The following is a 25,477-nucleotide window of genomic DNA, read 5'->3' as shown; positions in this document are numbered from 1 at the left end:
CACGTGTGATCCGGGGTATAGTTCGGGCCATGTCTCTCAACGAGGAGGACGGCATGAGCCCCACTCACCACCCCGCACCGTACGCGGACCAGAAACCGGAGCGCGATGCCGCGGCATCGGGCCCCGCCCCACAGCCCCCGATCGACTTCCCCGCCGCCCAGGCCTCCCCGGCCTTCGGACGGCTGCGCCGGGACCACCGGCGCTTCGTCTTCCCGATGGCCGGGCTCTTCCTGGTCTGGTACCTGGCCTACGCCCTGACGGCGATGTACGCTCCCGCGTTCATGTCCCAGCGGCTGTGGGGCAACATCACGGTCGGCATCGTCTGGGGCATCCTGCAGTTCGTCTCCACCTTCGCCATCACCGGCGCGTACATCGCCTTCGCCGGGCGCCGCCTGGACCCCCAGGCCGCGGACCTGCGCGGACGCATGGAGCACGGGGACTTCGCCCCGGCCGGCACGGGAGGACGAGCATGAGCGTCACCCCCGTCCTGAGCGCGACGACCGCGCAGACCGTCGGCACCCCGTGGATCAACATGGCGATCTTCGGCGCCTTCGTCGCCGTGACCCTCGTCGTCGTGCTGCGGGCCTCCAAGAACACCAAGACCGCCGCGGACTACTACGCCGGGGGACGCTCCTTCTCCGGCACCCAGAACGGCCTGGCGATCGCCGGGGACTACCTCTCGGCCGCCTCCTTCCTGGGCATCGTCGGGGCCATCGCCGTGCAGGGTTACGACGGCTTCCTGTATTCCATCGGCTTCCTGGTCGCCTGGCTGGTGGCTCTGCTGCTGGTGGCCGAGCCGCTGCGCAACACCGGGAAGTTCACGATGGCGGACGTGCTCTCCTTCCGCCTGCGCCAGCGGCCCGTGCGCGTGGCCGCGTGCATCACGACCCTGGCGGTGACCCTGTTCTACCTGCTGGCCCAGATGGCCGGGGCCGGGGCCCTGGTCTCCCTGCTCATGGGCATCAGCTCCAGCGCCGGGCAGTCCCTGGTGATCGTGGTGGTGGGCGTGCTGATGATCGCCTACGTGCTGATCGGCGGGATGAAGGGCACCACGTGGGTGCAGATCATCAAGGCCTGCCTGCTGATCGCCGGGGTCGCCGTGATGACCGTGTGGATCCTCGCCCTGCACGGCTTCAGCCTCTCCGAGCTGCTGGGCCGGGCCGTGGAGACCGCCGGAAGCTCCGGGATCCTGGATCCGGGCCAGAAGTACGGCAAGACCGAGCTGACCAAGCTGGACTTCCTCTCCCTGTCCCTCGCCCTGGTCTTCGGGGCCGCCGGGCTGCCGCACGTGCTCATGCGCTTCTACACCGTGCCCACCGCCAAGGAGGCCCGCCGCTCGGTGGTCTGGGCCATCGCCCTGATCGGGCTGTTCTACCTGTTCACCCTCGTCCTGGGGTACGGTGCGGCCGCGATAATCGGGGCGCAGCGCATCCAGGAGGCCCCCGGCGGGGTGAACTCGGCCGCGCCGCTGCTGGCCTTCGAGCTCGGCGGCTCCCTGCTGATGGGCATCATCGCGGCGGTCGCCTTCGCCACGATCCTCGCGGTGGTCGCGGGCCTGGCCATCACGGCCTCGGCCTCCTTCGCCCACGACGTCTACACCAACGTCATCTGCAAGGGGAACGCGGACCCGCGCCGGGAGATCCGGGTGGCCAAGACCACCGTCGTGGTCATCGGTCTGCTGGCCATCGCCGGTGGGATCGGCGCTCAGGGGCAGAATGTCGCCTTCCTGGTGGCGCTGGCCTTCGCCGTCGCGGCCTCCGCGAATCTGCCCACCATCCTCTACTCCCTGTTCTGGAAGGGCTTCACCACCCGCGGGGCGGTGTGGTCGATGTACGGGGGACTGATCCTCGCCGTCGGGCTCATCCTGGTCTCCCCGGTGATCTCCGGCTCCGAGACCTCGATGCTGCCCGAGGCCGACTTCGCGATCTTCCCGCTGGCCAACCCGGGGCTGGTCTCCATCCCCGCGGGATTCCTGCTCGGCTGGCTCGGCTCGGTCACCTCCCGCACCCGGGAGGACCCGGTCAAACAGGCGGAGATGGAGGTCCGCTCCCTGACCGGCATCGGCGCGGAGGGGGCAGTGGAGCACTGAGGCGGGCCAGGGACCGATAGGTGAGCGATGGGTCACAGGGGCGGCGGATCCGGGGTCCGGGCGGGGCGACCCCGGTAGGATCGGAGGAAGACGGCGGTTCCCTGTGAACCACGGGAGCGAACACGCTCCCGCGGGGCCCGCCCGAGAGCAAGAACCTGGAGAGTGACAGCAATGGGACTCGGATTCCTCGGATGGATCGTCCTCGGCCTGGCCGCCGGCGCCATCGCCAAGGCCATCATGCCCGGTCAGCAGGGCGGCGGCTTCTTCGCCACCATGCTGCTCGGCGTCGTGGGCGCCCTGGTGGGCGGCTTCATCGGCCAGGCCGTGGGCCTGGGCGGCAACGGCTTCTGGTCCATCGGCACCTGGATCCTCGCGATCATCGGCACGCTGGTCGTGCTGTTCATCTGGGGCCTGATCACCGGGCGCAAGGCCCGCTGATCCGGCAGTGCCCCGCCTGACGGGGCGCAACCCGGAAGCGACGGGGCCCGTCGCTCTCCCGCCCGCCGAGCGCGGCGGCGGGGAGCGGCGGGCCCCGTCCGCGCGCCTAGACTGGGAAGCCATGGATCTTTCGACGCTGTTCAGCGGCTCCTGGCCGCTGTTCCTCCTGGGTGTGGTGCTGATGGTGCTGGGCATCGCCGCCTCCATCGCCCTGCACGAGATCGGGCACCTGGTGCCCGCCAAGCTCTTCGGCGTGCGCGTCACGCAGTACATGATCGGCTTCGGCAAGACCCTGTTCTCCCGCCGCCGCGGCGAGACCGAGTACGGCATCAAGGCCATCCCCCTGGGCGGATACATCTCCATGATCGGGATGTATCCGCCGGCCGGTGCGGACACCGGAGCCGATGCCGAGGCCGAGACGCCGTCCGGGCCCCGCGGGATGCTGCGGCGGATGGCCGCCGAGGCCCGCGCCGTCGAGGCCGAGAAGCGCCAGCCCGGGGACGAGGACCGGCAGTTCCACCGCCTGCCCATCGGCAAGCGCATCATCATCATGCTGGGCGGGCCGTGCATGAACCTGCTCATCGGCCTGGTGTGCCTGAGCATCGTCGTCGTGGGCTTCGGCACGGCCGCGCCCACCACCACCGTGGGCTCGGTCAGCGCCTGCGTGCAGCAGGTGCGCACCAGCCAGGCCGAGGACTCCGGGGCCCAGACCTGCACCGACGCGGACCCGCAGGCCCCCGCCCACGCCGCGGGCATCCGCGCGGGGGACCGGCTGATCTCCTTCGGCGGGCGGGAGGTGACCTCCTGGGATCAGGTCAGCGCCCTGATCCGCGAGGACGGCGGGAAGACCGTGCCCGTGGTCGTGGAGCGGGACGGGCAGCGCGTGCAGCTGAGCATCACCCCGATCGCCACCCAGCGTCCCGTGACCGACGCCGCCGGGGTCCCGCAGCGCAACCCGGACGGCACCCTGCGCACCCGGGAGGTCGGGTTCATCGGGGTCAGCCCGGTGCAGGACCTGCAGCCCGGCAGCATCCGGGACGTGCCCGGGGTGGTGGGGCAGACCTTCGCCAGCATCGCCGGGGTGATCGTCAAGCTGCCGGTGCGGGTGTGGGATGTGGGCGTGGCCCTGTTCTCCGGGCAGGAGCGTCCCGCGGACTCCCCGATGTCCGTGGTGGGCGTGGGGCGGGTGGCCGGTGAGGTCGCCTCCGCCCAGCAGATCACCGACAAGGCCAAGGTCGCTTCCCTGATCTCCGTGCTGGGCACCCTGAACCTCAGCCTGTTCGCCTTCAACCTCATCACGCTGCTGCCCCTGGACGGCGGGCACGTGGCCGGGGCGCTGTGGGAGGGGATCCGCCGCGGCCTCGCCCGGCTGCGCGGGAAGCGGGACCCCGGTCCCTTCGACCCGCTGCGGCTGATGCCGCTGACCTACGTCGTCGTCCTGGCGTTCCTCGGGATGTCCGTGCTGCTGATCGCCGCGGATCTGCTGGACCCGGTGAAGGCCCTGTGAGCCGCGGACTGCGCCGCGCCCTGCGCGCCGGGGCCGGGCCCGCCCGGAGACTGCGCCACCGACTGGACGGGCCCATCGTGCGTCCGCTGACCACCGAGGACGCCCCGGGCCTGCACGCGATCCTCGACGCCGATCCGGTGACCCACCTGTTCGCCTCGGAGCACCTGGAGCGCACCGGCCTGCCCCGGCCCTCCCGCCTGGCCGGGATGCGCACGGCCTCCCCGTTCCTCGGCGTGCTCGATGCCGAGGACGGCACCGGGCTGCTCGGCGCCGTGTGGTTCGGGGCCAACCTCGTGCCGCTGCGCCTGGCCCCGGAGCACGCCCCCGCCATCGCCGCATGGGTGCGCGCGACCCGCCGGCCGATCTCCTCGCTGTTCGGCCCGGCCGCCGACGTCCTGCCGCTGTGGGAGGCCCTGCGCGAGGACGGGGGCCTGCGCGCCTTCGACGTGCGCCCGGAGCAGCCGCTGCTGGCCCTGGCCCCGCCCGACCCGGACCGGCGGGGCCTGCGCTCCCGGCGGGACCGGGCCCGCCTGCACGACGCCGGGATCTCCCCGGTGCGCTGGGCCGAGGGGGAGGACGTCTCTCGCCTCTTCCCGGCGGCCGTGGCCATGTTCACCGAGGAGGTCGGCTACTCCCCGCTGGAGCGGGACCCCCAGGGCTACCGCCAGCGCGTGATCGAGGGGGTCATGGACCGGCGCACGGTCCTGGCCCTGGACGAGGACGGCGCGGTGGTGTTCAAGACCGACGTGGGCCTGGCCCACGAGGGGGTCTGCCAGCTGCAGGGGGTGTGGCTGGATCCGCGCCTGCGCGGGCGTGGCCTATCCGAGCCGCTGCTGCGCCAGGCCTGTTCCCTCATCGGCGCGCGGTATGACACGATCAGTCTGTACGTGAACAGCTACAACGCCCCGGCCCGCGCGCTGTACCGCGCCGTCGGCTTCGAGCGGATCGGGACCTTCGCGACCGTCCTGCTCTGAGGCCGCACCGCGCCCCGCCGTAGACTGGACACGCCCGATGAACCCCTGACCGCCCAGAAACGGACACCATCCTTGGCCCTGCGTCTCTCCTCCCTGTTCCTGCGCACCCTGCGCGAAGACCCCGTCGACGCCGAGGCGGCCAACCACCGCCTCCTCGTGCGCGCCGGCTACATCCGCCGCGCCGCCCCCGGCATCTACTCCTGGCTGCCGCTGGGACTGAAGGTCCTGGCGAAGGTCGAGGCCGTGGTGCGCGAGGAGATGGACGCGATCGGCTCCCAGGAGGTCCACTTCCCGGCCCTGCTGCCCCGCGAGCCCTACGAGGCCTCCGGGCGCTGGGAGGAGTACGGGGAGAACCTGTTCCGGCTGCAGGACCGCAAGGGAGCGGACTACCTGCTGGCCCCCACCCACGAAGAGATGTTCACCCTCCTGGTCAAGGACCTGTACTCCTCGTACAAGGACCTGCCGGTCATGCTGTACCAGATCCAGACCAAGTACCGCGACGAGGCCCGTCCGCGCGCCGGGCTGCTGCGCGGGCGCGAGTTCATCATGAAGGACTCCTACTCCTTCGACGTCGACGACGCCGGCCTGGACGCCGCCTACGACGCCCACCGGCGCGCCTACCAGCGGATCTTCGAGCGCCTGGGCCTGGAGATCGTCATCGTGCGCGCCCAGTCCGGGCCGATGGGCGGCTCCCGTTCCGAGGAGTTCCTGCACCCCACCGAGATCGGGGAGGACACCTTCGTGCGCTCGCCCGGCGGCTATGCGGCCAACGTGGAGGCCGTGACCACCGTGGCCCCCGAACCGGTGGATGCCTCCGGCACCCCGGCCGCGCACGTGGAGCACACCCCGGACTCCCCGACCATCCAGACGCTGGTGGACCAGGCCAACGCCCTGCACCCGAAGGCCGAGGGCAGCTGGAGTGCCGCGGACACCCTGAAGAACCTGCTGGTCGTGGTGACCCTGCCGGACGGGCAGCGCCGGGTGGTCGCCGTCGGCGTGCCCGGGGACCGCGCCGTGGATATGAAGCGCCTGGAGGTCTCCCTCGTCTCGGCCCTGGGGGTCGGCGGCGAGGTGGAGGTCGAGCAGGCCGGGGACGAGCAGCTGCGCGCCTACCCCCAGCTGGTCAAGGGCTACATCGGCCCGGGCCTGGCCCCCGACGCCGCGGTGCTCGGGGAGGACTCCGAGACCGGCATCCCGTACTTCGTGGACCCGCGGGTCGTGGAGGGCTCCGCGTGGATCACCGGGGCCAACCTGCCCGGCCAGCACGTCTTCGACCTCGTGGTCGGCCGGGACTTCACCCCCGACGGCGTCGTGGAGGCCTGCGAGGTCCGCGAAGGGGACCCCGCCCCGGACGGCTCCGGGCCGCTGTCCACCGCGCGCGGCATCGAGATGGGCCACATCTTCCAGCTGGGCCGCAAGTACGCCGAGGCCCTGGGGCTGAAGGTCCTGGACTCGAACGGCAAGCTCGTCACGGTGACCATGGGCTCCTACGGCGTCGGGGTCACCCGCGCGCTGGCCGCGATCGCCGAAGCCAACCACGACGAGAAGGGCCTGATCTGGCCCCGGAACCTCGCCCCCGCGGACGTGCACGTGGTCGTGGCCGGCAAGGGCGAGGAGATCCTCGCCGGGGCCGAGCAGGTCGTCGAGGAGCTGGAGGAGCAGGGGCTCACCGTGCTGTTCGACGACCGCCCCAAGGTCTCGCCCGGGGTCAAGTTCGGCGACGCCGAGCTGCTCGGCGTGCCCACCATCCTCGTCATCGGACGCGGATTCAAGGACGGGAAGCTGGAGCTGAAGGATCGCCGCACCGGCGCCACCCGGGACATCGACCTCGAGGACGCGGCGCGCACCGTGGCCCTCGAGGTGCGCGGGGACTGAGCGGAAAGGCCGGGACCGTGAGCGCGTCGTCGGCACTGGGACTCCCGCTGACCGCGGGGGCGCTGCCCGGTCTCGGCGCGCTGGCGGCCTGGCCGCCGGGCCTGTGGTGGCCCGAGACCGGGGTGGAGCCCTGGCTGGTGGCGCTGCTGCTGCTCGGCGGCTTCGCGGCGGGCTGGATCGACGCCGTCGTCGGCGGGGGAGGGCTGATCCAGCTACCGCTGGTCCTGATGCTGCCCGGCATCACCCCGGTCCAGGCGCTCGCGGTGAACAAGTGCGGTTCGGTGTGCGGGACCGCCGTGTCCACGGTGACCTTCCATCGGCGCACCCCCGCCCGGATCCGCCCCGCCCTGCCGATGGCCGCCGTGGCCTTCGCGGGAAGCTTCGGCGGGGCCTCCCTGGCCGCTGCCCTTCCCACGGCCGTGTTCAAGCCGGTCATCCTGGCCGCCCTGGTGGGGGTGCTGATCTTCACGGTGGCCCGCCCGCAGGCCGGGCGGGTGTCCCGCCCCGAGCGGTCCGCGGCGGCACAGGCGTGGATCTCCGTGGGCATCGGCCTGGTGCTCGGCGCCTACGACGGGCTGCTGGGCCCGGGCACGGGCTCCTTCCTCATCATCGCGATGGTCACCCTGCTCGGCTTCGACTTCCTGCGGGCCAGCGCCCGGGCGAAGGTCACCAACCTGGCCACCAACCTGGGGGCCATCTGCTTCTTCGCCCTGCACGGCTCCATCCTGTGGGGCCTGGGCCTGCTGCTGGGGGCGGGCAACATGCTCGGCGGGCTGCTCGGGGCGCGCAGCGCAGTGGCCCGCGGCAGCGGCTTCGTGCGGGCGGTGTTCCTCGCGGTGGTGACGGTGCTGATCCTGAAGACCGGCTGGGACGTGATCCGGGAGATCTCCGCCTAGCCGGCGGTGCCGGGCAGGGCCGGGATGTCCAGGTCCGCCGAGGCCTGCAGGGCGGTCTCCACCGCCAGCGTGCGCACGGCGAACCGGGTCCAGGCGGCGTCGCGATCCGCGTCCGCCTCCAGCTGCTCCCGCAGCATCGCGTAGCCGATCCCGGCCAGCTCCCGGCTCTGGGCGGTCACGAAGGCGCCGGGCTCGGATTCGGCCACCCGGTAGCCGGCCTGCGGGGCGGGCAGGGTCCCGCAGTCGGATCCGAAGGACTCGCGCAGCTGGGTCAGCTGCGCCTCGTGTCCGGTCTGGGCGGCGTCGGCCCGCTCCACGGCCCGCTCCGAGGCCCCGGTGATCCCGGCCCGTGCCCGCAGGACCTGCTCGGACCACACGGCCTCCTCCCACCCGGCCGCCAGCCGGGCGGCCGGCGCCTTCGCGTCCCGGTCGCCGGCGGGGCAGGTGCCGTCCTCCGTCAGCGGGCCGACGGCGGGCACGCCCGTCAGCTCGGCGAGGGCCCGGGACTCCGCGGAGCCCGGCTGACCCACCTGCACCAGGCGCCCGGTCAGCTGGCGGGCGGTGAGCCAGTGGGCGACCGCCATCGAGGTGAGGCTCGCGGCGCCCTGTGCGTCCACGTGCTCGCTGCGGGACAGCTTAAGCAGGCGGGCCGCGGAGTCGTCGTAGGAGGCGGCCAGGCCCGTCAGATCCGGGGTCGCTTGAGGCTGCGTGCCCGCGGCCTGCTCGACGACGCCCGCATCCAGGGCCTTCAGCTGCTCGTCCAGGTCCGCGAGCATCGGATCCTTCCGGGAGGCCTCCGCGGAGGAGGCGCGCACCTGGGCCTGCAGGCTCTTCAGATCCGCGGCGGCCTGGCGCTGGGCGTCGCGCGCGGGGCGGTTGTCCTGCACACGCCACCACAGCAGCCCGCCCCCGGCCAGGAGCAGGATGAGCACGAGGGTGAGGGTCTTCGGCACGGTGGCGCGCATGGGCGGGGGACCTCGCAGGTTCGTTTCGGCGGCGGGGCAGGGACCTGCCCATCATCCCACGAGGTCCCGGCCCGGCCCGCGATAGCCTGGATCCCGAAGCACCCGAGACCAGACCAGACCAGATCAGCGCAGACCGTCCGGATCGGAAAGGCGCGACGCCGCCCCGCCCGGCACCGAGCATCGCCCGCCCTCACCGCACCGGCCGGGGCGTGCCGAAGGAGAGCCCATGTCCAAGGACCACGCCAAGAAGTCCTCCACGTCCCGATCCCGGCGGAAGCTGGCCCGGCAGAAGGCCCACGCCGACTACTCCGAGCAGGCCCACCCGCGCCGAGGGCTGGCCGAGACCGTGGACCTGGAGCGGATCGAGCAGCTGATCCGCCCGGTGCTGGCCTCCTTCGACCTCGTACTGGAGGAGGTCACCGCCCGCGGGGCCGGCAACGGCCAGACCCTCGCCGTCGTCGTCGATCTGCCCGAGGACGCCGAGGGCTCCGTGTCCCTGGACACCCTGGGGGAGGTCTCCCAGGCGGTCTCTGCCGCGCTGGACGCGGATCCCGAGGAGCCGGAGACCGCCTACCTGCTGGAGGTCACCTCCCCGGGGGCCACCCGGAAGCTCATGCAGACCCGCCACTGGAAGCGGGCCCGCGGGCGCCTGCTGCGGATCACCCCGCAGGAGGGGGAGGCGTTCCTGGCCCGCCTGGATGCCGTGGAGGAGGGCGCCGACGGGGTGCGCGCCCTGATCCGGCGTCGGAAGAACACCCGCAAGGGCCAGCCGGAGTCCTATCACGAGCAGGAAGCCCTGGACCCGGCGTCGGTGCGCAAGGCCCAGGTGGAGGTGGAGTTCTCCGGTCCGGCGGACGCCGAGTAGACTGGCCCCGGACCGCGGGCCGGTCGCCTCCCGATCGCGGAGGCGACCGGCCCGCGCGATCAGCATCAGCGGGGTCCCGCCCGTGGGAGACGAGCAGCAGCGAGAGAGGTTCGACCGTGGATATCGATATGAGCAACCTTCGCCTCCTGGAGAAGGAGCGCGAGATCCCCGTGGAGACCCTGATCTCCATGATCGAATCCGCGCTGCTGCTGGCCTACGAGAAGAACCCCGGCGCCATCCGCGGGGCCCGCGCGCACGTGGACCGCACCACCGGCCGGGTGAGCATCTGGGCCCCCGAGGTGGACGAGGACGGCCAGCGCATCGGCGAGTTCGACGACACCCCGAAGAACTTCGGGCGCATCGCCGCGGCCACCGCCCGCCAGGTGATCTTCCAGCGCCTGCGCGAGGCCGAGGACGAGCAGGTGCTCGGGGACTTCCGCAACCGCGAGGGCCAGCTGGTCTCGGGGCAGGTCCAGCAGGGCGGTCGCGGGGGCATGGTCCACGTGGACCTGGGCACCGTGGAGGCCGTGCTGCCCGAGCACGAGCAGTCCCCGCGGGAGAAGTACCCGCACGGGACCCGGCTGCGCGCCTACGTGGTCGAGGCCCGCCGCGGCTTCAAGGGCCCGTCCATCACCCTGTCCCGCACCCACCCGGATCTGGTGCGCCGCCTATTCGAGCACGAGGTCCCGGAGATCGCCCAGGGCGAGGTGGAGATCAAGTCCGTGGCCCGCGAGGCCGGGCACCGCACCAAGATCGCGGTGCACGCGACCCGACCCGGCATCAACGCCAAGGGCGCGTGCATCGGGGAGATGGGCTCCCGAGTCCGGGCGGTGACCTCCGAGCTGAACGACGAGAAGATCGACATCGTCACCTGGTCCGAGGACCCGGCCCAGTTCATCGCCGGCGCGCTGAGCCCGGCCAAGGTCTCCCGGGTGGAGACGGACCCCGCGGGGCGCTTCCAGGCCCGCGCGATCGTGCCGGATGACCAGCTGTCCCTGGCCATCGGCAAGGAGGGGCAGAACGCCCGGCTGGCCGCGAAGCTGACCGGGTGGCGCATCGACATCGTCGCCCAGTCCAAGGCCGCAGGCTCCGGCGCGGATCGCTCCGCGTCCCCCCGCGGCTGAGGCCGCGGTCGCACCGCGCCTCACACGATCTGTGTCCTGCCTCTCGGTCTTGGGTTCCGCGCCGGGCAGGGGCTAGACTGGTCTGCGGTCGTCGAACCGTCGCATCCGCGCGCGCCCGCCGAGCACCGAAAGGGGTCGAACCGCTGTGTCCTCCCCCGCCGGTCAGCGCACGTGCATCGGATGCCGCCGGATCGAGGACCGCACCGCACTGGTCCGTGTGGTGCTCTCCCATCCCGCCGACGCCGCCGTGCCCCAGGTCGTCGCGGACCCCACCCGGTCCGCCCCCGGCCGCGGAGCGTGGCTGCACCCCCGACGGGAGTGCCTGGAGCGCGCGGAGAGGACGAGGTCCTTCGCCCGAGCGTTCCGCCGCGCCGTCGATCCCGCGCCGCTGCTCACCTCCTGGTGAGGTCAGCGCGGCCGCACGGCAGCGGGAGAGCTCACCCCACCGCCGATGTCGACGGGAGGCGCCTGCCGGCGCCGCCCCATGGAAAGCGAGTCAGAAGACCGATGGAAACCCGATGAGTGCCGCGCGATGAGTGCTTCAGTGTGCTCTGCCCACGGCGTGCTCGCGATGCCCGCGCACCGCGAGACCCTTATACGGATTTGACCGGCCCGAGCCTGTTTCGGCTCGGACCGAGACAGGAGTAATGTGGCCAAGCCCCGCGTCCACGAGCTCGCCAAAGAGCTCGGCATCCCCTCGAAAGAGGCCGTTGCCAAACTGCAGGAACTCGGCGAATACGTCCGAGGCGCCTCCTCCACGGTGGAGCCCCCCGTGGAGAAGAAGCTGCGCGCCGCCTTCGCGGACCGCGTGAAGAAGCAGGAGCCCGCCAAGGACTCCGCGGCCAAGGGCTCCGCCCCGAAGCCCTCCGGCGCGGGCAACCGCCCCGCCGCCACCCCCAAGACGGCCGGGAAGACCGCGCCCAGCCCCGCGCAGATGGGCAAGCCCGCCGGCCAGCAGGCCCCTGCCCAGCCCGCCCCGCAGGCCAAGACCGAGCAGGGCGCCTCCGAGTCGGCCCCGTCCGCTCCGGCGCGTCCCGCGGCCAAGCCGTCCAACGCCCCCAAGCCGGGGCAGAAGCCCGGGCCCAAGCCCGGCAACAACCCCTTCTCCACCCAGCAGGGCATGAAGGGCTCCGAGGCACCGACCCCCGGTCCGCGCCCGTCCGCCTCGCGCGGCTCCGCCCCCAAGCCGGGGGCCCCGCGTCCGGGCAACAACCCCTTCGCCTCCCAGCAGGGCATGCGCGGCTCCGGTGCGGGTCGCGGCGCCGGTCAGGGTGAGCGCCGCGGCGGTCCCCGTCCCGGTGCCCCGCGTCCGGGCCAGGGCGCCGGCCAGGGCGGCCCGCGCCCCGGCGGACCCCGTCCGGGCCAGGGCGGTCCCCGCCCGGGCGGTCCGCGTCCGGCTCAGGGCGCCGGTCAGGGCGGTCCCCGTCCGGCCGCCCCGCGTCCCGGCGGCGGCAACCGCCCCAGCCCCAACATGATGCCGGCCAAGATGCCGGCCGGGGTGGGTCCGCGCGCCGGTGCGCCGGGCTCCAACCACGGCCCGCGCCGGGGCGGCCCCGGCGGCGGTCCCGCCCGCGGTGGGGCCGGTCGCGGCGGCCGGGGCAACGCCCAGGGCGCCTTCGGGCGCGGGCACTCCCGCCGCAAGCAGCGCAAGTCCAAGCAGGCCAAGCGCCACGAGCTGGAGCAGATGCAGGCGCCCACGGTGGGCGGCGTCGTCGTCCCCCGGGGCAACGGCCAGACCATCCGGCTGCGCCGCGGCGCCTCCGTCATGGACTTCGCGGAGAAGATCAACGCCAACCCGGCCTCGCTGGTGACCGTGCTCGTGCACATGGGCGAGATGGTCACCCAGACCCAGTCCCTGGATGAGGACACCTTCAAGGTCCTCGGCGAGGAGCTGGGCTACAAGGTCGAGGTCGTCTCCCCGGAGGACGAGGAGCGCGAGCTGTTCGAGTCCTTCGACATCGACCTGGAGGGCGAGCGCGAAGCCGAGACCGAGGAGCAGCTGCAGGCCCGGCCCCCGGTGGTCACCGTCATGGGCCACGTGGACCACGGCAAGACCCGCCTGCTGGACGCCATCCGGCACACCAACGTCATCGAGGGCGAGGCCGGCGGCATCACCCAGCACATCGGCGCCTACCAGATCACCACCCAGGTGGACGGCGAGGACCGGAAGCTGACCTTCATCGACACCCCGGGTCACGAGGCGTTCACCGCCATGCGCGCCCGCGGTGCCAAGGTCACCGACATCGCCGTGCTGGTGGTCGCCGCGGACGACGGCGTCATGCCGCAGACCGTCGAGGCGCTGAACCACGCCCAGGCGGCGGACGTGCCGATCGTGGTCGCGGTGAACAAGATCGACAAGGAGGGCGCGAACCCGGAGAAGATCCGCGGTCAGCTCACCGAGTACGGTCTGGTGCCCGAGGAGTACGGCGGGGACACCATGTTCGTGGACATCTCCGCCCGCCAGGGCCAGCACATCGACGAGCTGCTGGAGGCGATCACCCTGACCGCCGACGGCGCGCTGGATCTGAAGGCGAACCCGGACAAGGAAGCTCGCGGCGTGGCCATCGAGGCCAACCTGGACAAGGGCCGCGGCGCGGTCTCCACCGTCCTGGTCCAGTCCGGGACCCTGCACGTCGGGGACGCGATCGTCGCCGGTGTGGCCCACGGCCGCGTGCGGGCGATGTTCGACGAGACCGGCGCCTCCGTGGAGGAGGCCGGCCCGTCCCGGCCCGTGCAGGTGCTCGGTCTGAACACCGTGCCGCGGGCGGGGGACACTTTCCTGTCCACCGGGGAGGAGCGCACCGCCCGCCAGATCGCGGAGAAGCGCGAGGCCGCGGACCGCAACGCCCAGCTGGCCAAGCGCCGCAAGCGCGTCACCCTGGAGAACTTCGACGAAGCCGTCTCCGAGGGCAAGATGGACACCCTGAACCTGATCATCAAGGGCGACGTCTCCGGTGCCGTGGAGGCCCTGGAGGACGCCCTGTACAAGATCGAGGTCGGCGACGGGGACGAGGTCCAGCTGCGCGTGATCCACCGCGGCGTCGGCGCGATCACCCAGAACGACGTCAACCTGGCGACCGTGGACAACGCGATCATCATCGGGTTCAACGTCCGTCCGGCGGAGCGCGTGCAGGAGCTCGCGGACCGCGAGGGCGTGGAGATGAAGTTCTACTCGGTCATCTACCAGGCGATCGAGGAGGTCGAGCAGGCCCTGAAGGGCATGCTCAAGCCCGAGTACGAGGAGGTGGCCCTGGGCTCCGCGGAGATCCGCGAGGTTTTCCGCTCCTCCAAGTGGGGCAACATCGCCGGGTCGATCGTGCGCGACGGCGTGATCCGCCGCAACGCGAAGGCCCGCCTGGTCCGGGACGGGAACGTGGTCGGGGACAACCTGACCATCGAGTCCCTGCGCCGCTTCAAGGATGACGCCACCGAGGTGCGCGAGGGCTACGAGTGCGGCATCGGGCTCGGCTCCTTCAACGACATCAAGGAGGGCGACGTCATCGAGACCTGGGAGATGCGCGAGAAGCCCCGCGACTGACCCCGGGCCCCGTGCCGGCCGCAGGTCGGTGCCACTGAGCGAGCCGCCGTCGGCGCGGATTCCCAGCTGTGGGATCCGCCCGACGGCGGCTCGTCGTCCTTCGGGAGGGTCGCGGATCCACTAAACTGACAGGGGCGCACCGCACGGTGTGCCGTCGTCGTGTGCAAGGAGAAGTCCCATGGCTGATGCCGCCCGCGCCGCCCGCCTGGCCGACCGGATCAAGGTCATCGTGGCCCGCGCCCTGGAGCGACGGGTCAAGGACCCACGCCTGGGCTTCGTGACCGTCACCGACGCCCGCGTGACCAACGACCTCCAGCACGCCACCGTCTACTACACGGTCTACGGCACCGACGAGGAGAAGGCCGGCACCCGCGCCGCCCTCGAATCGGCCAAGGGCATCCTGCGCTCCGAGGTCGGCAGGAACATCACCGCCCGGCTGACCCCCACCCTGACCTTCGTGCCCGACGAGGTCCCGGAGAACGCCAGCCACCTCGAGCAGATCCTGCGCACCGCCCGCGAGCGCGACGCCGAGGTCGCCGCCTCCTCCATCGGCGCCCAGTACGCCGGGGAGGCGGACCCGTACAAGAAGGACCGCGAGGACCAGGAGCACGACGAGACCGAGCAGATCCTCGACGGCTACGACCCCGTCGAGGAGGACTTCGACGACGAGGCCGCGGCCGAGCCGGACTCCGGGACTCCGCAGGTCCGCCGGGATGAGGACTCCGCGGAGGACGCCGACTAGGTGGCACGCGGCAGCAAAGACAGCACCGGCCCCTCCGGGCTGCTCGTGGTGGACAAGCCCGCCGGGCTGACCAGCCACGACGTCGTCGCGCGCACCCGCCGCCTGGCCGGGACCCGCCGGGTGGGTCACGCCGGCACCCTGGACCCCATGGCCACCGGCGTGTTGATCCTCGGGATCAACCAGGCCACCAAGCTGCTGACCTGGATCACCGGGGAGACCAAGAGCTACGACGCCGTGATCCGGCTGGGTTCCTCCACCGTGACCGACGACGCCGAGGGCGAGACCACCGCGACCGCCCCCGCCGGGGCCGTGGAGGCCCTGGGAGACGCCGCGGTGGACGCCGCCGTGGCCGGGCTGACCGGGGACATCGAGCAGGTGCCTTCCGCGGTGTCTGCGATCAAGGTGGACGGGAAGCGCTCCTACGCCCGGGTGCGCTCCGGGGAGCAGGTGGCGCTGCGCGCTCGACCCGTGAGGATCGACGAGTTCACGGTGCACGAGCGCGTGCGCACCACGGCCGCGAACGGCGTCCCGGTGCTGGATCTGTGCGTGAGCGTGTCCTGCTCCTCCGGGACCTACATCCGGGCCCTGGCCCGGGACCTCGGCGCGGCCCTGGGGGTTGGCGGGCACCTGACCGCGCTGCGCCGCACCCGCATCGGGCAGGTGGGGCTGGCGGATGTGGCGACCCTGGAGGAGCTCTCCGCGCGGCGCGAGACCGGGCAGGGGCTGCCCCTGCTGCCGCTGCAGGAGGCCGCCCGGCGGCTGTTCCGCGAGCGCCGGCTCACCGGCGCCGAAGCCACCGACGTCTCCAACGGGCGATGGATCACCCCCAGCGGGACCCGCCCCGAGGGCCAGGCGCCCGCCCCCGCGGAGTCCGAGCGGGTCAGCACGGGCGCGGGGGAGGGGATCGTTCCGGCCGCCGCGCTGAGCGCGGGCTTCGCCCCGGACGGCACCCTCGTGGCCCTGCTGCAGGACCAGCGCTGCCGCGGCCGGGAGGTCGCGGTGCCCCACCTGGTCTTCGCCTCCGGGCAGCGCTTCGACGGGCCCGAAACCGGGCCCGACGCCGGCGCATCGGCCGCCGCGGGGGAGGGGGCCGCGTGATCGCCGGATACGACCTGTGGTTCTGGATCAGCGTGGTCCTCGGCGGGATCTCCGGGCTGATCTGCCTCGTGCAGTTTCTGCGGGGCAAGGCCCCGGATGACTTCTCCCAGGGGTCGGTGCTGGTGCTGGAGCTGTTCCTCATCGTGTACCTGGTCGGCTCGATCATCATGCAGATCGCCACGGACGGGCCCGCCGGGGACGCCTGGGAGTACTACGGCTACCTGCTGACCGCGATGATCATCCCCGCGGGCACCTTCATCTGGTCCCTGGCCGAGCGGACCCGCTGGTCCACCCTGATGCTCGCGGTGGCCGGACCGATCATCGCGGTCATGGTGCAGCGGATGAACATGCTCTGGTACTACTACTGACCCCAACGCCTCCAGGCTTCTGCGCGCCCGCGCCTGCGGCCGTGCGGGAGCAGGGCGTCCACGGGGCGAGGCTGCACCACCCAGCACGCGCCCCGGTGAGCCGACCGTCCCCGGAGACGGCGTCGTCGGCCAGCCCTGGGCTGCGGCGCAGACGATCTCAGGCCGCCTCAGCGCCGGTCACGCGGCCGCCGCTGGAGCTCCAGCTCGTAGACGCGCGTCCGGGCCCGGCGCAGGCCGAGGATGACGTTGATCATCAGGACAGCGGTGAGGACCTGGATGGGGAGGCCGAGGACCAGGAGGACGAGGAGCATCACTGCACCTGCCCGTTCTGCCCGTTCCGACCGGTGGCGCGCTGCCCGTCGAGGCCCTGCTGCGTCTCGAGCTCGGTGATGCGCCGCTGCGTGCCCTTCAGCTGCGCGAGCGCCCAGATGGCCACGACGAGGTTGGATGTCCCGATGATGAACGGGATGGCGAAGAGGCAGAGGACCACCAGGACACGGGGCCCGGACTGATAGGGGGAGGAGGTGGCGGCGAGGATCATGATGGGGGTCCCTCTCGGAGTGGGGGGGCTCCAGCGGCTGCGGTTCCCGGTCACGCAGCCGGAGGCGGGAGCGGCGTCGTCGCGCCGTGCATGACGGCGTGCATGAGGTTCTGCGCACCGCTGGATCTGCCGGTCGGGGGAGCGCGTACCATATTGGTGTCCTGTCGCCATCCGAGTGGATGAGGTCAGCCTACCGCCGGAATCGGATCCATGGTCGCTCGATCCGCGGATGACCAGCCTGATGCGCAGCGGCGGCGGACCCGCCGAGACCACACCCCGGGAGGCCGCGGCATCCAGCCGCGACTCCGGCACCCCTGCCGAGGCACCGCCGCCCCACCCATCGACGTCGCACGGGCCCACGGGCCCGGAAGGAAAGGCCACCCACGCCCATGAGCACCACCCCCGAGCAGCCCGGCCGGCAGCACGACGCCGCCTCGACGGCCCCGTCCCCACCGCCCGGCCCGGCCGCCAAGTCCTCCGGTCCCGGTCGGCTGCTCGTGGCGGTCTACGCCCTGTTCTCCTTGGCCGCAGGCTGCCGGGCGCTGATCCAGCTGATCTTCCGCTTCGACGAGGCCCCGGTCTCCTTCATCCTCTCCGGGGTGGCCGCCGCGATCTACGTGGTCGCGACCATCGCCCTGGCGAAGACCTCGCTGCGGGCCTACTGGGTGTCGGTGTGGACGGTGGGCATCGAGCTGGCCGGTGTGCTCGCCGTCGGGGTCCTGTCCCTGGCCGCCCCGGAGCTGTTCCCCAAGGCCTCGGTGTGGTCCCACTTCGGCTCCGGCTACGGCTACGTCCCGCTGGTGCTGCCGGTGATCGGCCTGCTGTGGCTGCGCCGGAACCGGCCCTCCACCCGCCGAGGCTGACTCGGCTAACCTGATCCGCCGGGGTCGCTCCGCCGACGCGGACCCGACCCGGCGAGCATGTGCTGGCGCGCACCGCGGCCGGCGGTGCGTACCCTGGAGACATCACCGCGCGGAGCGCGGCCCCGCAGCAGAAAGGCACCGATCATGAGCACTGAGCCCCGTCCCGAGTCCTCCCGCTCCGCCGCGGGGGAGCCCGCCGCCCGCGAACCCTGGACCGCCGGGTCCGGGGAGGGGACCCGCGGCGACGCCGCCGCGGCCTCCGCCCGGGAGGCCGGCGCCGGCCGGGCCCCCGGCTCGGCCCCGCGCAGCCCCTCCCGGCAGGCCACCTCCCGGGAGGCCGCCGCCGAGCGCGGCACCGCAGCACAGGGTGGTGCAATGACTCAGCCCGGGTCCCGCGGTGCCGACGGCGCGGCCGCGACGTCGAGCCGGTCCGCGGCCGCGGCGTCGGCCCCGGCTGGTGCCAAGACCTCCGTCAAGGCCCGCCGGGGCGCGGCCGGCTCCGCCCCCTCCGGGTCCTCCCCGGCCTCCAAGGAGGACGGCAGCCCGCACGACTGGTCCCTGTTCCGCCTGGCCATCGCCGTGTACGGCGTCCTGATCATCGCCTACGGGGTGTGGCAGGTCCTGGCCGGGGCCGGCTCCCTGCCGGGCGGGAACCCCGAACCCGGCACCACCATCGCCTCCGCATACGGCGGGCTGGCCGCCGTGCTGTGCGGGGTCGGTGCGGCGTTCGTCGGCATCGCGATCAAGTTCCAGTGGGCCAACACCCTCAGCTTCGTGTGCTGCACCGTGTTCCTCGGCGGGATCGGGCGCGTGCTGGCCTGGGCCTTCTTCGGGCTGCCGCACTGGTCCTCGATCGTGCTGATGATCCTGGACCTGGTCATCCCGCCGTGCCTGCTCGTCTGGTACGCGTGGATCACCAAGGCCAACCGCATCCGTCGCGAGATGGCCGCCGGCCCCCACGGGGTGCGCCCGGCGGGCTCCGAGACCGCGGGCAAGCGCTAGGGGCCGCGGGCGTGCAGTGCTTCACCAGCCTCGGGCAGGTGCCCGAGGACTTCGGTCCCAGCGTGGTCACCATCGGCAACTTCGACGGCGTGCACCGCGGGCACGTGCGCGTGCTCTCGCAGGTGGTGGATCAGGCCCGCGCCCGGCGGGCCCGCTCGGTGGCGGTCACCTTCGATCCGCACCCGGCCCAGGTGCACCGCCCCGACCGGCCGCACCACCCGATCATGGGGTGGGACGACTGCCGGCTGCTGATGGCCGACACCGGGCTGGACGCCCTGCTGCTGCTGCCCTACTCCCTGGAGTTCGCCCGGACCACGCCCGAGGACTTCATCCGGGAGACCTTCGTGGATGCCCTGGGCGCGAAGGCCGTGGTGATCGGCGCGGACGTGCGCTTCGGCCGAGACAACGCCGGGGATCTGGAGACCATGCGGGAGCTGGGCCGCCGGTACGGCTTCGACGTCGTCGTGGTGGAGGATCTCGCCGCCGACGGCGAGGGCGGGGAGGAATCCCGTCGCTTCTCCTCCACCTGGATCCGGGAGCTGCTGGCCGCCGGCGACGTCGAGGAGGCCGCGCGGCTGCTGGGTCGGCACCACCGGATGAGCGGGGAGGTGGTGCACGGGGCGGCCCGCGGACGCGAGCTGGGCTTCCCCACCGCCAACATGGCCCCGGATTCGGACGGGCTGGTCCCGGCGGACGGGGTGTACGCCGGGTGGCTGTTCGATGAGGCCGGCACCCGCTGGCCGGTGGCGATCTCGGTGGGCTCCAATCCGACCTTCGAGGGTGTGTCCCGGCAGGTGGAGGCCCACGTCATGGACCGGCCGAAGGAGCGGGTGGAGGACTTCGACCTATACGGGCAGCACGTGCGCCTGGAGTTCGTGGCGCACCTGCGGCCCATGGTGGCCTACCGGGGCATGGAGGCCCTGATCGAGCAGATGCACCAGGACGTGGCCGACGCCCGCTGCGCCCTCAACCTGCCCTAGCCCCCACCCCTACCCGCGCTCGCCCCCTGCGCCGAGTCATCACTTCCAACAGAAAATCGCGCGGATTCTCGTCGAAAGCGATGACTCGGCGCAGTAGGGAAGAGAGGAGGTGTCTCAGAACTCCTCGTGGGTGCGGGGGTCGTAGCCCTTCAGCCCGATGCCGGTGTGCGCCAGGTGCAGCTTCTGCATGTCCTCCTCGGACAGCTCCCAGTCGAACACGTTGAGGTTCTGCTCCATCCGCTCCGGGTTCGCGCTCTTGGGCAGCGGGATGATGTGGTTCTGCACGTGCCAGCGCAGCACCACCTGGGCGGGGGTGGCCCCGATCTGATCGGCGATCTGCCCGACGGCGGAGTCCTCGGCCAGCGCCTTCATCCGCCCCAGCGGGGACCAGGCCTGGGTGATGATGCGGTGCTCGTCGTGGAAGCCGCGCAGGGCCTCCTGCTGGTACTGCACCTGCACCTCGATCTGGTTGACCACGGGCATCTCCCCGGTCTCCTCCTCCAGGCGCTGCAGGTGCTCCGGGAGGAAGTTGGAGGTCCCGATCGAGCGGACCAGGCCCTGCTCGCGCAGCTCGATCATCGCCTTCCAGGACTCCACGTACAGGTCCACGCTCGGGTTGGGCCAGTGGATCAGGTACAGGTCCAGGTACTCCAGGCCGAGCCGACGCAGCGACTCCTTGCAGGCGGCCAGGGTCTTGTCGTACCCGTGGTCCTTGCCGGCCAGCTTGGTCTGCACGAACAGCTCCTCCCGCTCGACGTCGGGGGAGGCGGCGCGGATCCCGCGGCCCACGCCCTCCTCGTTGCTGTACTGGGCGGCCGTGTCGATCAGGCGGTAACCGCGCCGGATGGCCTCGGAGACGTTCGCCTCGGACTCGGCGTCGTCCATGGGGTAGGTCCCGTAGCCGATGGCGGGGATCTCGTGTCCGTCGCGCAGGACGTGGTGGTTCATGGTGTTCTCTCCTCTCCGGTCGCCGCGGGGTGCGGCGGCGGTGGTCGGTGGTCGGGCGCGGGGCGCGCCAGGCCTCGGGTCGGTGGTGCGGGGGCTCAAGGCCCGCTCAGGCGGCGTCGAGCAGGGCCAGGACGGTGCGGGCGGAGCGCTCGGCGACGATCTCCACGGCCAGGTGGAAGTCCTGATCCGCGGCCGGTCCGCACAGATCCGAGATCCCGCGCACGGACAGGAACGGCACGCCGTACCCGGCGGCGACCTGGGCGATCGCCGTGGTCTCCATGTCCGTGCTCAGCGCCCGCGGGAAGGCCTGTCGGGTGTCGGCGACGTTCGCGGCGGTCACGAAGGAGCCGCCGGCCAGCATCGGCCCGAAGCGCCGGACGCCCTCCTCCTGGGCGGGCAGGGCGCGGGCGGCGGCCAGCAGGTCCTCGTCCCCGGGGTAGCTCGCCGGCATCCCGGGCACCTGCCCGCGCACGTAGCCGAAGGCGGTGGCATCCGCGTCCGTGTACGCGTAATCGGTGCCCACCACGACGTCGCCGACCTCCACCTCCGCGTGCAGGCCCCCGGCCGAGCCCGCGGAGACCACGGCCCGGGGCCGGGCCAGCAGGAGGGCCGCGGCGGCCGCGCTCGCGGCGTTGGCCAGCCCGATGCCGGTGCGCACCAGCAGAATCGTCTGAGCACCGCAGCGCAGGGCGGTGGCGCGGGCGTGGCCCAGCCGGACCGGCTCGGCCAGGGCCGTGCCGCGGTCCAGGAAGGGCGCCTCCTCTTCATCCATCGCCACCAGGACGACGGCGCCGCCGCGCAGGGCCGCCGCGGTCTCCGGGTCGAGCGGCGAAGGCGCCGCGGCATCGGCGGCGGGGGCCGTCGGTTCGACGTCGGCAGCTGCCGTCGACCGCGTGTGCTCCTGCTGGCTCACGCGTAGACCTCGTCCCAGGAGTCCCGGGCGGCCAGGAAGCCGCGCACGGCCTCCTGCGCCCCGGCCAGGGAGTGGTTCGCGCCCCAGCCGCACTGGGTCTCGTTGGCCGCGGGAACCTCGTCGGCGGCCAGGATGTCCCGGAAGGTAGCCTCCAGGATCGGGGCGAACCGCTCCGGCTCCAGGCCCAGGGTCAGCGCGTAGAAGCCGGTCTGGCAGCCCATGGGGGAGAAGTCGATCAGCGCGTCCGTGTGGTTGCGCATGTGCTCGGCGCTCAGGTGCTCGATGGAGTGCACCGTCTTCATGTCCAGGTGGTCCCGGTTGGGCTGGGTGAAGCGGACGTCGTACTTGATCAGCACGTCCCCTCCCGGCAGCTCCTTCCGGTCCGCGATCCGCACGTAGGGGGCGGCCACCTTGGTGTGGTCCAGGTTGAAGGATTCGACGTTCATCTTCTGCATGCTCCCCATTGTCCCGCATCCGCCCTGTCCCGCATCCGCCGCTTCGCGCGCGTGGCGCTCGCCGCAGTCGGTGGCCGCAGGGGGCGCGGGTGGGATATACCGGAGGGTGAGCACCGTTCGCCCGACCCCCAGGAGACACCCATGTCCGCTCTGACCAAGACCCTCGGCCCGACCCTGACCTCCGCCACCGGACTGATCGGCGGCTACTCCGTGGCCCGGGCCACCGGCAACCGCCCCCTGGGCGGGGCCGTGCTGGCGGTGGCCGGCGCGGCGGCCTTCCGCGGCTGGAAGCGCAACGCCGGAGCCGGGCGGGCCGCGCTGCTGACCGGCGCGTACACCGCCGCCTTCGGCCTGTCCCACCCGCTGGCCAAGAAGATCGGCGCCTGGCCCTCCGTCTACGCCGTCACCGGCGCCGTCGCCCTGGCCTCCCTGACCCTGGGCAAGGCCCGGAAGAAGAGCTCCTTCGAGCTGGTCACCGAGAACATCAAGCACGCCGCGAAGCAGGCGAAGAAGGGCAAGTAGGGCACAGCCCGCTCGACGTCGCCGAGGCGGCGCCGCGGCCGCCGTCCTCCCCTGGGGGGGCGGCGAGCGCGGCGCCGCCTCCGCGCATCCCCCGGGGGAATGGGCGGCTGCGGCCGGGGCTACAGTGGGAGGGCACACACGCCGTCGCCCTCGAAGGAGGACTCCAGGATCATGACCGCCCCGCATCCCGAGTTCAGTCCCCGCATGTCCCGCGCCTTCGCCCAGACCGAGGACTCCCCGGTCCGGGCATTGCTGGATCTGGTGAGCCGCCCCGGGGTCATCTCCTTCGCCGGCGGCATCCCGGATCCCGCGTTCTTCGACCTGCCGGCCATCCGCGCGGCCTACACCGCGGCCCTGGAGAAGCCGGAGCGGGCCCTGCAGTACTCCTCCTCGGAGGGCGAGCCGGACCTGCGCGAGGCGATCGCCCGGAAGATGACCGCCGAGGGCGTGCCCACGGGGCCGGGGGACCTGATCATCACCACCGGCTCCCAGCAGGGCCTGACCCTGCTGGGCCAGGTCATGTGCGATCCCGGGGACGTGATCCTCGTGGAGGACCCCACCTACCTGGCGGCGCTGCAGACCTTCGGGCTGGCCGGGGCGCGGTTCGTCGCGGTGGAGTGCGACGACGACGGCGTCGTCCCGTCCGCCCTGCGCGCCGCGATCGCCGAGCACGATCCGAAGCTGGTGTACCTGATCCCCAGCTTCCAGAACCCCAGCGGGCGCACCATGAGCGAGGACCGGCGCCGCGCCGTCGCCGACGTGCTGCTGGAGACCGGCGTCATGCTGGTGGAGGACGACCCGTACTCCGCGCTGCGCTACGACGGCGAGCCGATCCCGACCATCGCCTCCTTCGAGGGCATGGCCGCGCAGACGGCGCTGCTGCAGACCTTCTCCAAGTCCGTGGCCCCCGGCATCCGGCTGGGGTGGGCGCGGGTGCCGGCAGGGATCCGGGACGCGATGGTCGTGGCCAAGCAGGCGATCGACCTGCATAGCTCGACCGTGGACCAGCTGGCCGCCGTGCACTACCTGACCCACCCCGAGACCCACATGGATCCGACGGAGAAGCTGGAGACCTACCGGGCCCGCCGGGACGCGATGGTCCGGGAGCTGCCGCTGGCCCTGCCGGAGGGGACCCACGTGACCCACCCGATCGGCGGGATGTTCCTGTGGGCCGAGCTGCCCGAGGGCTGGGACACCGACGCGCTGTTGCCCTACGCGATGGCCGAGGGCGTGGGCTTCGTGCCGGGCAGCTCCTTCCACGTGGACACCTCGATCCGCAACACCATGCGCATCTCCTTCGTGACCAACCCGGAGGAGGACATCGTCGAGGGCGTGACCCGCCTGGCCCGCGCGGTGCAGCGCTACCGCGCCGAGCAGCCCAGCTGACCCGCCCTCACCTCACCCCCTCGCGTCTGATCCCAGCGCCGAGTCATCACTTTCGACCAGGAAATCCGCGATTTTCGGTCGACAGTGATGACTCGTCGCGGGTTTGGGGGCGCACGGGGAAGGGAGTGGGCGGGGTCAGGAAACGGCCGTGCGGCGGGTGCGGGGGCTGGTGACCGTCGGGTCCCCGGGGATCCAGAAGCGCAGCGGGGCCTCGGCGTTCTTGGTGATGCCGATGCGCCGACCCCGCACCCACTCCACCCGGTGCGTCGGGGCGTGCAGCGCGAACTCGGGGGAGCGGGCATCCGGGGCCAGGGAGAGCGCGGCGCCGTCGTCCTCCAGGCTCAGGCCCAGGCAGGCGCCGACGTTGCCGGGCCCGCGGGCCAGTCCGGCGTCCTCGGGCCTCTCCCCGCGGCGGGCGCGCACGACGTCGACGCCGTCCACGACCTCGCCCGCGCGCATCAGCACCCCGCCCGCGGTGCCCTCCGGGGAGCACACCAGGTTCCCGGCCCGGTGGATGCCGTAGGAGGCGTAGACGTACAGGTGCGCGGGCGGGCCGAACATCGTGCGGCACCGCGGGGAGGGCCCCTTGTACGCGTGCGACGCCGGATCCGCGGTGCCCAGATACGCCTCCACCTCGGTCAGACGCAGGGCCACCGGGCCCCGGCGGATCACCGCGCCCAGCAGCTGCGGGGCCACGACGTCGGCGGGCTGGGAGAAGTCGATCATGGCGCCCATGCTCTCACGCGCCAGGTGCGCAACGCCGAGCCGTCACGGACGCGGCCCGGGCGCGGCCCATTCCCCACGGGGATGACGGCTCGACGCACCGGGGCCGCCCCTTCCCCCGGCACCGCGCATCCGGTAAGGTGGAAAGGACGTCTGGCTGCAGTCCGCGGTTGCCAGGCGCCCCGTCCCCAGCCTCGCCGGTGCGTCCGGCGCGCGGCGACGGGCGGGGTACCCGGCGGCGAACACGCCGTATCGGGACGTTCGCGGCACAACGCTCGAGGAGCAATCCCATGTCACTGGATCCCGCCGTCAAGCAGGAGATCATCAAGGAGTACGCGACCCACGAGGGCGACACCGGTTCGCCCGAGGTCCAGGTCGCCGTCCTGACCCGTCGGATCACCGATCTGACCGAGCACCTCAAGTCCCACAAGCACGACCACCACTCCCGTCGTGGTCTGATGATCCTCGTCGGTCGCCGCCGCAACCTGCTCGGCTACCTGCGTCGGATCGACGTCGAGCGCTACCGCACGCTCATCCAGCGTCTGGGCATCCGCCGCTAGTCCACCCGGACCTCTCGGCGCAGGAGTCCTCACGGGACGCGCCGCACGGCGCGTCCCGTGAGCGCATCCGACCCCCGGGCCGCGGGCCCGGGAACCGCGCACCGC

General features: G+C 72.6%; 27 protein-coding genes. 20 read left to right on the top strand and 7 right to left on the bottom strand.

What is annotated here, in order from left to right; genetic code table 11:
• Positions 1-53: 53 nt before the first annotated feature.
• The 7 genes from KKR01S_RS02710 to KKR01S_RS02680 all read left to right on the top strand — a co-directional run bounded on the left by KKR01S_RS02710 (position 54) and on the right by KKR01S_RS02680 (position 7,779).
• A complete protein-coding gene (locus tag KKR01S_RS02710; protein ID WP_081101501.1) occupies positions 54-473 on the top strand; it encodes a DUF485 domain-containing protein in 420 nt (139 codons plus the stop codon).
• Entirely contained in the window at positions 470-2,089 is a 1,620-nt protein-coding gene (locus tag KKR01S_RS02705; protein WP_061225247.1) for a monocarboxylic acid transporter, read from the top strand. The genes KKR01S_RS02710 and KKR01S_RS02705 overlap by 4 nt, the downstream gene beginning before the upstream one ends.
• A 171-nt stretch (positions 2,090-2,260) precedes the next feature.
• The gene (locus KKR01S_RS02700; protein ID WP_055684404.1) at positions 2,261-2,527 is read left to right on the top strand and encodes a GlsB/YeaQ/YmgE family stress response membrane protein; all 267 of its coding nucleotides are present in this window, start codon (positions 2,261-2,263) and stop codon (positions 2,525-2,527) included.
• A 121-nt stretch (positions 2,528-2,648) separates the two neighbouring features.
• Complete coding sequence (locus KKR01S_RS02695) at positions 2,649-4,034, top strand: M50 family metallopeptidase (RefSeq protein WP_061225246.1); 1,386 nt, start codon at positions 2,649-2,651, stop codon at positions 4,032-4,034.
• Complete coding sequence (locus tag KKR01S_RS02690; RefSeq protein WP_061225245.1) at positions 4,031-5,008, top strand: GNAT family N-acetyltransferase; 978 nt, start codon at positions 4,031-4,033, stop codon at positions 5,006-5,008. Before KKR01S_RS02695 ends, KKR01S_RS02690 begins: the two co-directional genes overlap by 4 nt.
• A 72-nt stretch (positions 5,009-5,080) precedes the next feature.
• A complete protein-coding gene (locus KKR01S_RS02685; RefSeq protein ID WP_058731582.1) occupies positions 5,081-6,883 on the top strand; it encodes a proline--tRNA ligase in 1,803 nt (600 codons plus the stop codon).
• Positions 6,884-6,984: 101 nt separating this feature from the next.
• Positions 6,985-7,779, top strand: a complete 795-nt coding sequence (locus KKR01S_RS02680; RefSeq protein ID WP_058731585.1) for a sulfite exporter TauE/SafE family protein — start codon at positions 6,985-6,987, stop codon at positions 7,777-7,779.
• On the opposite strand, the gene KKR01S_RS02675 is transcribed toward KKR01S_RS02680, so the two are convergent.
• Entirely contained in the window at positions 7,776-8,744 is a 969-nt protein-coding gene (locus KKR01S_RS02675; RefSeq protein WP_061225244.1) for a hypothetical protein, read from the bottom strand. The two genes, KKR01S_RS02680 and KKR01S_RS02675, sit on opposite strands and share 4 nt — an antisense overlap.
• 226 nt (positions 8,745-8,970) lie before the next feature.
• On the opposite strand from KKR01S_RS02675, the gene rimP reads away from it, so the two are divergent.
• The 7 genes from rimP (at position 8,971) to KKR01S_RS02640 (ending at position 16,479) form a co-directional block, all read left to right on the top strand.
• Positions 8,971-9,609: a ribosome maturation factor RimP gene (gene rimP / locus KKR01S_RS02670; protein ID WP_055684409.1), complete on the top strand. Its 639-nt coding sequence runs from the start codon at positions 8,971-8,973 to the stop codon at positions 9,607-9,609.
• 116 nt (positions 9,610-9,725) lie between these two features.
• Complete coding sequence (gene nusA, locus KKR01S_RS02665) at positions 9,726-10,733, top strand: transcription termination factor NusA (RefSeq protein ID WP_055684410.1); 1,008 nt, start codon at positions 9,726-9,728, stop codon at positions 10,731-10,733.
• Positions 10,734-10,878: 145 nt separating this feature from the next.
• Positions 10,879-11,139 (top strand): YlxR family protein, encoded by a 261-nt coding sequence (locus tag KKR01S_RS02660; protein WP_055684411.1) that lies wholly within the window; start codon positions 10,879-10,881, stop codon positions 11,137-11,139.
• Between the two features lie 243 nt (positions 11,140-11,382).
• Entirely contained in the window at positions 11,383-14,271 is a 2,889-nt protein-coding gene (gene infB / locus KKR01S_RS02655; RefSeq protein WP_061225243.1) for a translation initiation factor IF-2, read from the top strand.
• 178 nt (positions 14,272-14,449) lie between these two features.
• A complete protein-coding gene (rbfA, locus tag KKR01S_RS02650) occupies positions 14,450-15,013 on the top strand; it encodes a 30S ribosome-binding factor RbfA (protein WP_081046357.1) in 564 nt (187 codons plus the stop codon).
• On the top strand, positions 15,014-16,111 hold the full coding sequence (truB, locus tag KKR01S_RS02645; RefSeq protein WP_061225242.1) for a tRNA pseudouridine(55) synthase TruB: 1,098 nt from the start codon (positions 15,014-15,016) through the stop codon (positions 16,109-16,111).
• Positions 16,108-16,479 (top strand): hypothetical protein, encoded by a 372-nt coding sequence (locus tag KKR01S_RS02640; protein WP_058730230.1) that lies wholly within the window; start codon positions 16,108-16,110, stop codon positions 16,477-16,479. Before truB ends, KKR01S_RS02640 begins: the two co-directional genes overlap by 4 nt.
• A 167-nt stretch (positions 16,480-16,646) precedes the next feature.
• Here the strand turns inward: KKR01S_RS02640 and KKR01S_RS10915 are convergent, their stop codons facing one another.
• Positions 16,647-16,790, bottom strand: a complete 144-nt coding sequence (locus tag KKR01S_RS10915; protein WP_165590122.1) for a hypothetical protein — start codon at positions 16,788-16,790, stop codon at positions 16,647-16,649.
• Positions 16,790-17,020 (bottom strand): hypothetical protein, encoded by a 231-nt coding sequence (locus KKR01S_RS02635; RefSeq protein ID WP_058730229.1) that lies wholly within the window; start codon positions 17,018-17,020, stop codon positions 16,790-16,792. Before KKR01S_RS02635 ends, KKR01S_RS10915 begins: the two co-directional genes overlap by 1 nt.
• A 389-nt stretch (positions 17,021-17,409) precedes the next feature.
• Between KKR01S_RS02635 and KKR01S_RS02630 the strand changes: the two genes are divergently transcribed.
• From KKR01S_RS02630 to KKR01S_RS02620, 3 genes are all read left to right on the top strand, one after another.
• Positions 17,410-17,883, top strand: a complete 474-nt coding sequence (locus KKR01S_RS02630) for a hypothetical protein (RefSeq protein WP_232238422.1) — start codon at positions 17,410-17,412, stop codon at positions 17,881-17,883.
• Positions 17,884-18,027: 144 nt separating this feature from the next.
• Positions 18,028-18,885, top strand: a complete 858-nt coding sequence (locus KKR01S_RS02625) for a DUF4345 domain-containing protein (RefSeq protein WP_058730228.1) — start codon at positions 18,028-18,030, stop codon at positions 18,883-18,885.
• Positions 18,886-18,896: 11 nt separating this feature from the next.
• The gene (locus tag KKR01S_RS02620; protein ID WP_058730227.1) at positions 18,897-19,865 is read left to right on the top strand and encodes a bifunctional riboflavin kinase/FAD synthetase; all 969 of its coding nucleotides are present in this window, start codon (positions 18,897-18,899) and stop codon (positions 19,863-19,865) included.
• A 114-nt stretch (positions 19,866-19,979) separates the two neighbouring features.
• On the opposite strand, the gene KKR01S_RS02615 is transcribed toward KKR01S_RS02620, so the two are convergent.
• From KKR01S_RS02615 to KKR01S_RS02605, 3 genes are all read right to left on the bottom strand, one after another.
• Complete coding sequence (locus KKR01S_RS02615) at positions 19,980-20,813, bottom strand: aldo/keto reductase (protein ID WP_058730226.1); 834 nt, start codon at positions 20,811-20,813, stop codon at positions 19,980-19,982.
• Between the two features lie 106 nt (positions 20,814-20,919).
• A complete protein-coding gene (gene mtnN, locus KKR01S_RS02610; RefSeq protein ID WP_242650424.1) occupies positions 20,920-21,726 on the bottom strand; it encodes a 5'-methylthioadenosine/S-adenosylhomocysteine nucleosidase in 807 nt (268 codons plus the stop codon).
• Complete coding sequence (locus tag KKR01S_RS02605) at positions 21,723-22,181, bottom strand: S-ribosylhomocysteine lyase (protein WP_058730232.1); 459 nt, start codon at positions 22,179-22,181, stop codon at positions 21,723-21,725. The genes mtnN and KKR01S_RS02605 overlap by 4 nt, the downstream gene beginning before the upstream one ends.
• 141 nt (positions 22,182-22,322) lie before the next feature.
• Here KKR01S_RS02605 and KKR01S_RS02600 point away from each other — a divergent pair, with 141 nt between their 5' ends.
• Positions 22,323-22,703, top strand: a complete 381-nt coding sequence (locus tag KKR01S_RS02600; protein ID WP_224799882.1) for a hypothetical protein — start codon at positions 22,323-22,325, stop codon at positions 22,701-22,703.
• Between the two features lie 171 nt (positions 22,704-22,874).
• Positions 22,875-24,089 (top strand): aminotransferase-like domain-containing protein, encoded by a 1,215-nt coding sequence (locus KKR01S_RS02595; RefSeq protein WP_061225241.1) that lies wholly within the window; start codon positions 22,875-22,877, stop codon positions 24,087-24,089.
• Between the two features lie 135 nt (positions 24,090-24,224).
• Here the strand turns inward: KKR01S_RS02595 and KKR01S_RS02590 are convergent, their stop codons facing one another.
• Positions 24,225-24,815 (bottom strand): DNA-3-methyladenine glycosylase, encoded by a 591-nt coding sequence (locus KKR01S_RS02590; protein ID WP_081101516.1) that lies wholly within the window; start codon positions 24,813-24,815, stop codon positions 24,225-24,227.
• Between the two features lie 287 nt (positions 24,816-25,102).
• Here KKR01S_RS02590 and rpsO point away from each other — a divergent pair, with 287 nt between their 5' ends.
• Complete coding sequence (rpsO, locus tag KKR01S_RS02585; protein WP_058730223.1) at positions 25,103-25,372, top strand: 30S ribosomal protein S15; 270 nt, start codon at positions 25,103-25,105, stop codon at positions 25,370-25,372.
• Positions 25,373-25,477: the final 105 nt, after the last annotated feature.

The sequence above is a fragment of the Rothia kristinae NBRC 15354 genome (assembly GCF_001570865.1).
Lineage (GTDB): Bacteria > Actinomycetota > Actinomycetes > Actinomycetales > Micrococcaceae > Rothia > Rothia kristinae.
Note: the sequence above shows the minus strand (reverse complement) of the source record. Positions and strands in the feature narration are given on the sequence as shown.

Bases quoted from the DNA above. Each gene is read 5' to 3' on its own strand.
- KKR01S_RS02710 (WP_081101501.1), top strand. From the start codon at position 54: ATGAGCCCCACTCACCACCCCGCACCGTACGCGGACCAGAAACCGGAG.
- KKR01S_RS02705 (WP_061225247.1), top strand. From the start codon at position 470: ATGAGCGTCACCCCCGTCCTGAGCGCGACGACCGCGCAGACCGTCGGC.
- KKR01S_RS02700 (WP_055684404.1), top strand. From the start codon at position 2,261: ATGGGACTCGGATTCCTCGGATGGATCGTCCTCGGCCTGGCCGCCGGC.
- KKR01S_RS02695 (WP_061225246.1), top strand. From the start codon at position 2,649: ATGGATCTTTCGACGCTGTTCAGCGGCTCCTGGCCGCTGTTCCTCCTG.
- KKR01S_RS02675 (WP_061225244.1), bottom strand. From the start codon at position 8,744: ATGCGCGCCACCGTGCCGAAGACCCTCACCCTCGTGCTCATCCTGCTC.
- rimP (WP_055684409.1), top strand. From the start codon at position 8,971: ATGTCCAAGGACCACGCCAAGAAGTCCTCCACGTCCCGATCCCGGCGG.
- rbfA (WP_081046357.1), top strand. From the start codon at position 14,450: ATGGCTGATGCCGCCCGCGCCGCCCGCCTGGCCGACCGGATCAAGGTC.
- KKR01S_RS10915 (WP_165590122.1), bottom strand. From the start codon at position 16,790: ATGCTCCTCGTCCTCCTGGTCCTCGGCCTCCCCATCCAGGTCCTCACC.
- KKR01S_RS02635 (WP_058730229.1), bottom strand. From the start codon at position 17,020: ATGATCCTCGCCGCCACCTCCTCCCCCTATCAGTCCGGGCCCCGTGTC.
- KKR01S_RS02630 (WP_232238422.1), top strand. From the start codon at position 17,410: ATGAGCACCACCCCCGAGCAGCCCGGCCGGCAGCACGACGCCGCCTCG.
- KKR01S_RS02625 (WP_058730228.1), top strand. From the start codon at position 18,028: ATGAGCACTGAGCCCCGTCCCGAGTCCTCCCGCTCCGCCGCGGGGGAG.
- KKR01S_RS02615 (WP_058730226.1), bottom strand. From the start codon at position 20,813: ATGAACCACCACGTCCTGCGCGACGGACACGAGATCCCCGCCATCGGC.
- KKR01S_RS02605 (WP_058730232.1), bottom strand. From the start codon at position 22,181: ATGCAGAAGATGAACGTCGAATCCTTCAACCTGGACCACACCAAGGTG.
- KKR01S_RS02600 (WP_224799882.1), top strand. From the start codon at position 22,323: ATGTCCGCTCTGACCAAGACCCTCGGCCCGACCCTGACCTCCGCCACC.
- KKR01S_RS02595 (WP_061225241.1), top strand. From the start codon at position 22,875: ATGACCGCCCCGCATCCCGAGTTCAGTCCCCGCATGTCCCGCGCCTTC.
- KKR01S_RS02590 (WP_081101516.1), bottom strand. From the start codon at position 24,815: ATGATCGACTTCTCCCAGCCCGCCGACGTCGTGGCCCCGCAGCTGCTG.
- rpsO (WP_058730223.1), top strand. From the start codon at position 25,103: ATGTCACTGGATCCCGCCGTCAAGCAGGAGATCATCAAGGAGTACGCG.